We start from the raw sequence: 7,171 nt of genomic DNA on the forward strand, positions 1-7,171 counted from the left end.
CGTCGGAGACGGCCTCCTCCAGCCGTTCCAGGTAGCCGGCGGCGCTGCCGGGCAGGGCGGCCCGGTAGCGGCCGAGGTCGGCGAGCAGGAAGGCGCGCAGCCGGCCGCCCTCCTGGACCGCCTCGTCGATGGCCTCGGTCAGTCGCAGTGCGTCCTGGACGTCCTCCGCCCACAGGTCGGCGCCCGGCCCGGCGAACGCCGTCCGGTCGGGCCCCTGGAGGTGGACGGGGATGGCGGGGTGCAGGGCTTGGGCGAGGGCGCGGCGCAGCACGCGGACTTCGTCGGCGCTGAAGGCCATGCCGCCCCGCGATCCGTGTGGCGTAGGCATGGGCTGACACTACGTGAGGAATATCCGATTTGTCGGTAACGTGGCGCGGAATTCCGCACGATCGGCCCGCCGGGGAATCCTCCTGCCGTGCCCGTGGCGCCGCCCGGGGCCCTGAGCCCGGGTCAGCTCGGCCGGTTGCGTTCGTACACCAGGCGCAGGCCGATGAGGGTGAGCCAGGGCTCGTGCACGTCGATGGTGGTGGCCTCGCCGAGGACCAGGGAGGCCAGGCCGCCGGTGGCGATCACCTGGACCTCGTCCGGGTCCTTGTCCAGCTCCTTGGCCATCCGGGTGACCAGGCCGTCGACCTGGCCGGCGAAGCCGTAGAGGATGCCGGACTGCATGCCCTCGACGGTGTTCTTGCCGATCACGTTGCGCGGGCGGGCCAGCTCGATCTTGCGCAGCTGGGCGCCCCGGACGCCGAGCGCCTCGACCGAGATCTCGATGCCGGGGGCGATCGCGCCGCCGACGTAGTCGCCCCGGGCGTTGACGGCGTCGAAGGTGGTCGCGGTGCCGAAGTCGACCACGATGCACGGGCCGCCGTACAGGTGGTTGGCGGCCAGCGCGTTGACGATCCGGTCCGCGCCGACCTCCTTGGGGTTGTCCATCAGGACGTGCACCCCGGTCTTCACGCCGGGCTCCACGATCACCGCGGGGACGTCGCCGTAGTAGCGGCGGGTCACCTCGCGGAGCTCGTGGAGCACGGCGGGAACGGAGGAGCAGATCGCCAGGCCCTCCACCGTGGCCTCCCGGACCGCGGTGTGGTTGCCCATCAAGCCCTGCAGCAGCACCGCCAGTTCATCGGCCGTGCGGCGCGGATCGGTGGAGATCCGCCAGTGTTCCACCACGTCCTCGCCGTCGAACAGGCCGAGCGTGGTCTGGGTGTTGCCGACGTCGATGGTGAGGAGCATGGGGCGCTTTCTGCGAGTGGGGACAGGTCTGCTCTCGACCTGACGGTCAGGCGCGCAGGTCCAGGCCGATGTCCAGGATCGGCGAGGAGTGGGTCAGCGCGCCCACGGCCAGGTAGTCGACACCAGTCTGGGCGACCTCGCGCGCGCTGGCCAGGGTGAGTCCGCCGGAGGCCTCCAGCTTCGCCCGGCCGGCCACCAGCGCGACGGCCTCCTTCAGCTGCTCGACGGTGAAGTTGTCCAGCAGGATCAGGTCCGCCCCGGCCTCCAGCACCGGCGGGATCTGCTCCAGGGTGTCCACCTCGACCTCGACCGGCAGGTCCGGGTAGGCGGCCCGGACGGCCCGGAAGGCCTCGGCCACGCCGCCGGCCGCGACCACGTGGTTGTCCTTCACCAGGGCGGCGTCCGAGAGCGCCATCCGGTGGTTGGCGCCGCCGCCGCAGCGCACCGCGAACTTCTCCAGCGCGCGCAGGCCCGGGGTGGTCTTGCGGGTGTCCCGGACCACCGCGGCGGTGCCCTCCAGGGCGTCCGCCCAGGCCCGGGTCGCGGTGGCGATGCCGGACAGGTGGCAGAGCAGGTTGAGCGCGCTGCGCTCGGCGGTCAGCAGGTCGCGGGTGCGGGAGCGGACCGACAGCAGCACCTGGCCGGCCTCCACCCGGTCGCCGTCCTGGACGTGCCGCTCGACCTCGAACTCCTCCTCGCAGATCAGCGAGACGACGGCCTCGGCGATCCGCAGGCCGGCCACCACGCCGGGCTGACGGGCGGTGAAGTCGGCGGTCGCGACGGCCTCGGCGGGCACGGTGGCCACCGAGGTGACGTCCTCGCCGCCGGCCAGGTCCTCGGCCAGCGCCAGGGTGGCGATGTCCTCGACCTCGATCGGGTCCAGCCCGGCCTGCTCCAGCAGCTCGGCCAGCTGCGGGTCCAGGCCGGTCTCGTAGCCCTCGCCGTCCCCGCAGGCGCAGCCGTCGCCGCAGCCGCCGGCCATCGGGAGTTCCTCGTGGGAGTGGGTCATGGTGTCACTGCTCCTCAGGGGTGCTGACCGGGTCGCCGGAGGCGGCGAGGGTGGTGATCAGGTGGCGTCGCCAGTGGGCGTCGTCGCGGTCGGGGAAGTCCTCGCGCCAGTGGCAGCCGCGGGTCTCCTCGCGCTGCGCGGCCGCCGCCACCAGCGCGGTGGCGACCAGCAGCAGGTTGGCGGCCTCCCAGGTGTCCACCCGGGGGTCGGCCGGCTTCGCCTCGGCCACGTGCGCGGCCTGCTCGGCGAGCAGGGCGAGCCCGGCCGCGGTGTCCGCCATCGAGGCGGCCGAGCGCAGCACGCCCACGCCGCGCGACATCAGCCGCTGGACCTCGGCCCGGGCCTCGGACGGGGGCAGCGGCACCGGGCGCGCGGCCCGGGCGGCGTCGACGTCCACGGTGCGCTCGGGCAGTTCGCCGGCCCGGTGGCGCGCGGCCAGGTCCTCGGCGATCTGCTCGGCGAAGACCAGGCCCTCCAGCAGCGAGTTGGAGGCCAGCCGGTTGGCGCCGTGCACCCCGGTGCAGGCCACCTCGCCGCAGGCGTACAGGCCCGGGAGGCTGGTGCGGCCGTGCCGGTCGGTCCGGATGCCGCCGGAGGCGTAGTGGGCGGCCGGGGCGACCGGGATCGGCTCGGTGATGGGGTCGATGCCGTGCGCGCGGCAGGAGGCGAGGATGGTCGGGAAGCGGTGCTCCCACATCTCGGCGCCGAAGTGCCGCCCGTCCAGGTACATGTGCTCGGCGCCCTGCTCCAGCATGCGCTGGGTGATCGCCTTGGCGACGATGTCGCGCGGGGCCAGCTCGGCCAGCTCGTGCTGCCCGACCATGAAGCGGACGCCGTCCGCGTCCACCAGGTGGGCGCCCTCGCCGCGCACGGCCTCGGAGACCAGCGGCTGCTGGCCCTCGGCGTCCGGGCCGAGCCAGAGCACGGTCGGGTGGAACTGGACGAACTCCAGGTCGGTGACGGCGGCGCCGGCCCGCAGGGCGAGCGCCACGCCGTCGCCGGTGGAGACCGCGGGGTTGGTGGTGGCGGAGAACACCTGGCCCATGCCGCCGGTGGCGAGCACCACCGCGCGGGCCCGGACGGCGCCGACGCCGTCGCGCTGGCCCTCGCCCATCACGTGCAGGGTCAGCCCGGCGGCGTGGCCCTCGGCGTCGGTCAGCAGGTCGAGGACCAGGGCGTGCTCGATCAGCTCGATGCCCGGGTCGGTGTGGACGGCGGCGACCAGGGCGCGGGATATCTCGGCGCCGGTCGCGTCCCCGCCCGCGTGAACGATCCGGCGGCGGTGGTGGCCGCCCTCGCGGGTCAGCAGGACCTCGCCGTCCTCGCCCCGGTCGAACAGGGCACCGGTGGCGATCAGCCGGCGGATGGCGTCCGGGCCCTCGGTGACGAGGGTGCGCACGGCTTCCTCGTCGCACAGCCCGGCGCCGGCCACCAGGGTGTCGTCCAGGTGCTGCTCGGGGGAGTCCCCCTCGCCCAGGGCGGCCGCGACGCCGCCCTGGGCCCAGCGGGTCGAGCCCTCGTCCAGCACCGCCTTGGTGACCACCATGGCCCGCAGGCCGGCCTTGCGGACGTTGAGGGCGACGGTGAGACCGGCCACCCCGGAGCCGACCACGACCACGTCGGTGGTGGCGGTCCAGCCGGGGGCCGGAGCGGTCAGGCGATGCGTAGCGGACATGGCTCAGTGGCTCCCCTTCAGCGCGTGGCCGCGGTGGCCGCGCCGTCGGCGCCACCGTACGCGCCCCCAGCCTGGCGGCCGGGAGGTGCCCCCATGTCACCTCGGAGCAGCCCGCTGCCCTCAGGGGCCTCGGCGGGGTCGCCGCCGAGGCCGGTGATCCGGTTCCGCTCGTCCACGAAGACGACCTTCGGCTCGTAGCCCTTGGCCTCGGCGGTGTCCATCTGCCCGTAGGCGATGAGTATGACCAGGTCGCCTGGGTGGACCAGACGGGCGGCGGCGCCGTTGATGCCGATCACGCCGGTGCCGCGCGGGCCGGCGATGGTGTACGTCTCCAGCCGGGCGCCGTTGTCGATGTCGACGATGTGGACCAGCTCGCCGGGGAGCAGGTCGGCGGCGTCGAGCAGGTCCTCGTCCACCGTGACGGAGCCGACGTAGTGCAGGTCGGCCTGGGTCACGGTGGCCCGGTGGATCTTGGACTTGAGCATGGTGCGGAGCATTGCGGGTCACGCCTCCTGTGAGTGCATGCCTGAAAGGGGGGTGTTGCTGCCGGGTCCCGGCATTCCGGTCCTACTACCGGACGATCATGTGGACGTTGTCGATCAGACGGGTGGAGCCCACCTTCGCGGCGACGGCCAGCACCGCCTCGCCCTGGAAGTCGTCCGCCGCCTCGGTGAAGGCGTGCGGGTCGATCAGGGCGAGGTAATCGAGGGTGATGCCCTCGGCACCGTCCAGGACGGCCGCGGCCGCCTCGCGGACGGCCTTCGGGCCCTGCGCGGCGACGTCCCGGCCGGCGAACAGGGCCTTGGACAGGGCGAGGGCCTGGCCCCGCTCCTCCTCGGAGAGGTAGCGGTTGCGCGAGGACAGCGCCAGGCCGTCCTCCTCGCGGACGGTCGGCACGCCGACGATCTCGACGTCGAAGTCCAGGTCGGCCACCATCCGCCGGATGATCGCCAGCTGCTGGGCGTCCTTCTCGCCGAAGAAGGCGAAGTCCGGGTCGGTGATGTGCAGCAGCTTGGCGACCACGGTCAGCACGCCGTCGAAGTGGCCGGGGCGGGTGGCGCCCTCGAAGCGCTCGCCCATCGGGCCGGCCGCCAGGCGCACCTGCGGCTCGCCGTTCGGGTACACCTCGTCGGCGGAGGGCGCGAAGACCACGTCGGCGCCGTTCTCCTCGGCCAGCCGTACGTCGGCGTCGAGGGTGCGGGGGTAGCGCTCCAGGTCCTCGGACGGGCCGAACTGCAGCGGGTTGACGAAGACCGTCACCGCGACCCGGCCCTCCCGGCCGACCTGCTTGCGGGCGGCGCGGATCAGCGCGGCGTGGCCCTCGTGCAGCGCGCCCATGGTCATCACGACGGCGTTGTCCACCGGCCGCTCGTCCGGCCAGAACGCGGCCTCGAAGTCGTCCACGGTGTGCGTGACGACGGCCCGGTGGACCTTCGGCGCCCGCTGGGTCTTGTTCGGCTGCTTACCGCGTGCCATTTTCAGCGCTTCTCCTCGTTCAGTACGTCCAGCAGCGCCGCCGCCGACGTCTCGTCGATCGTCCCGTTGGCGAGCGCCCGCTGGGCGGTGGCGCGGGCCATCGCCCGGTAGGCCGCCGGGATGTCCGGGGACACCGTACTGAGCTGCGCCAGGTGGCGCCGTACGGTGCCCGCGTCGCCCCGGGCGACCGGGCCGGTGAGGGCCGCGTCGCCGGAGCGCAGGCTGTTGTCCAGGGCGGCGCCGAGCAGCGGGCCGAGCATCCGGCCGGGCTCGGCGACACCGGCCGTGCGCAGCAGGTCCATCGCCTGCGCGATGAGGGTGACCAGGTGGTTCGCGCCGTGCGCGAGGGCCGTGTGGTAGAGCGGGCGGACCTCCTCGGGCACCCACTCGGGCTCGCCGCCCATCTCCACGACCAGGGCCTCGGCGACCGGCCGCAGCTCCTCGGGGGCGGTCACGCCGAACGGGCAGCCGGCCAGCCGGTCGAGGTCGACCGAGGTGCCGGTGAAGGTCATCGCCGGGTGCAGCGCCAGCGGCAGCGCCCCGGCCCGGGTGGCGGGCTCCAGGATGCCGACGCCGTGCGCGCCGGAGGTGTGCACGATCAGCTGGCCGGGGCGGACGGCGCCGGTGGCGACCAGGCCGGCCACCAGATCGGCCAGCGCGTCGTCGGGGACGGTCAGCAGGACGAGGTCGGCCGCGGCCATCACCTGCTGCGGGGCGACGATCCGCACGCCCGGCAGCAGCGCCTCGGCACGGCGGCGGGAGGTGGCGGACACCCCGGAGGCGGCGACCACGGTGTGCCCGGCGAGCTGCAGCGCGGCGCCCAGCGCGGGGCCGACCCGGCCGGTGCCGACCACGCCGACGGCCAGCCGGGCCGGGCGGTTGCCGGGGTCGCCGGGATCACCGAAAGCCTGGTGGCCGAGGCCGTCGGCGAGCGGGGCGAACTCGTCGTAGCCGGAGTTCTCGGACGGATTCACGCGTCCACCCTTGTCCTCGATGACCTGTCCTGAATGACCGTTCCGGTCCACTCGACGGGTACCGGACGTACCGATCCAGTGTACGGGCGGGTCAGTCGGTGGCCCCGGCCCGGATCAGCCCGGCCTCGTACGCCAGCACCACGGCCTGGACCCGGTCGCGCAGCCCGAGCTTGGCCAGGATGCGGCCGACGTGGGTCTTCACGGTGGCCTCGGAGAGCACCAGCCGGGCCGCGATCTCACCGTTCGACAGACCCTGGGCGACCAGCAGGAACACCTCCCGCTCGCGCTCGGTCAGCGGGCCGAGGACGTCCGAGCCGGGGGCGCTCTGCGGGGTGGGCAGCACCTCGGCGAAGCGGTCGATCATCCGGCGGGTGGTGGTCGGGGCGACCACGGCGTCCCCGCCGTGCACCGCGCGGATCGCGGCCACCAGCTCGGTCGGCGGGACGTCCTTGAGCAGGAAGCCGCTGGCCCCGGCCTTGAGCGCGGCGAAGGCGTACTCGTCCAGGTCGAAGGTGGTGAGGATGAGCACGTGCGGGGCGTTCGGCAGCGGGCTGCCGTCCTCGGCCAGGCAGATCCGGCGGGTGGCCTGGACGCCGTCCAGGCGCGGCATCCGGACGTCCATCAGGATCACGTCCACCGACGTGTGCCGCAGCTGTTCCAGGGCCTGCGCTCCGTCGCCCGCCTCGGCGGCGATCTCGATGTCGCCCTGCGACTGGAGGATCATCCGGAAGCCGGTGCGCAGCAGCTCCTGGTCGTCGACGAGCATCACGCGGATGGTCAAGGCGGGCTCCTAAAAAGGGG

The 7,171-nt window shown here is 74.0% G+C and carries 7 protein-coding genes and 1 pseudogene; all 8 read right to left on the reverse strand.

Annotated features, from left to right (window positions below; genetic code table 11):
• Positions 1 to 328: pseudogene (locus J0670_RS25025) on the reverse strand (hypothetical protein); the annotation flags it as partial.
• A 122-nt stretch (positions 329 to 450) separates the two neighbouring features.
• The gene (locus tag J0670_RS25030) at positions 451 to 1,236 is read right to left on the reverse strand and encodes a type III pantothenate kinase (protein WP_207813917.1); all 786 of its coding nucleotides are present in this window, start codon (positions 1,234 to 1,236) and stop codon (positions 451 to 453) included.
• A gap of 46 nt (positions 1,237 to 1,282) precedes the next feature.
• Entirely contained in the window at positions 1,283 to 2,245 is a 963-nt protein-coding gene (gene nadC, locus J0670_RS25035; protein ID WP_207813918.1) for a carboxylating nicotinate-nucleotide diphosphorylase, read from the reverse strand.
• A 4-nt stretch (positions 2,246 to 2,249) separates the two neighbouring features.
• Complete coding sequence (locus tag J0670_RS25040; protein ID WP_207813919.1) at positions 2,250 to 3,920, reverse strand: L-aspartate oxidase; 1,671 nt, start codon at positions 3,918 to 3,920, stop codon at positions 2,250 to 2,252.
• 17 nt (positions 3,921 to 3,937) lie between these two features.
• Positions 3,938 to 4,417, reverse strand: coding sequence for an aspartate 1-decarboxylase (gene panD / locus J0670_RS25045; RefSeq protein WP_207813920.1), 480 nt, complete (start codon positions 4,415 to 4,417; stop codon positions 3,938 to 3,940).
• A gap of 73 nt (positions 4,418 to 4,490) precedes the next feature.
• Positions 4,491 to 5,396 (reverse strand): pantoate--beta-alanine ligase, encoded by a 906-nt coding sequence (panC, locus tag J0670_RS25050; RefSeq protein ID WP_207813921.1) that lies wholly within the window; start codon positions 5,394 to 5,396, stop codon positions 4,491 to 4,493.
• A 2-nt stretch (positions 5,397 to 5,398) separates the two neighbouring features.
• On the reverse strand, positions 5,399 to 6,370 hold the full coding sequence (locus J0670_RS25055) for a Rossmann-like and DUF2520 domain-containing protein (RefSeq protein ID WP_207813922.1): 972 nt from the start codon (positions 6,368 to 6,370) through the stop codon (positions 5,399 to 5,401).
• A 91-nt stretch (positions 6,371 to 6,461) separates the two neighbouring features.
• Complete coding sequence (locus J0670_RS25060) at positions 6,462 to 7,151, reverse strand: response regulator transcription factor (protein WP_207813923.1); 690 nt, start codon at positions 7,149 to 7,151, stop codon at positions 6,462 to 6,464.
• Positions 7,152 to 7,171 lie beyond the last annotated feature (20 nt).

Source organism: Streptomyces sp. FH025 (assembly GCF_017427025.1).
GTDB lineage: Bacteria > Actinomycetota > Actinomycetes > Streptomycetales > Streptomycetaceae > Kitasatospora.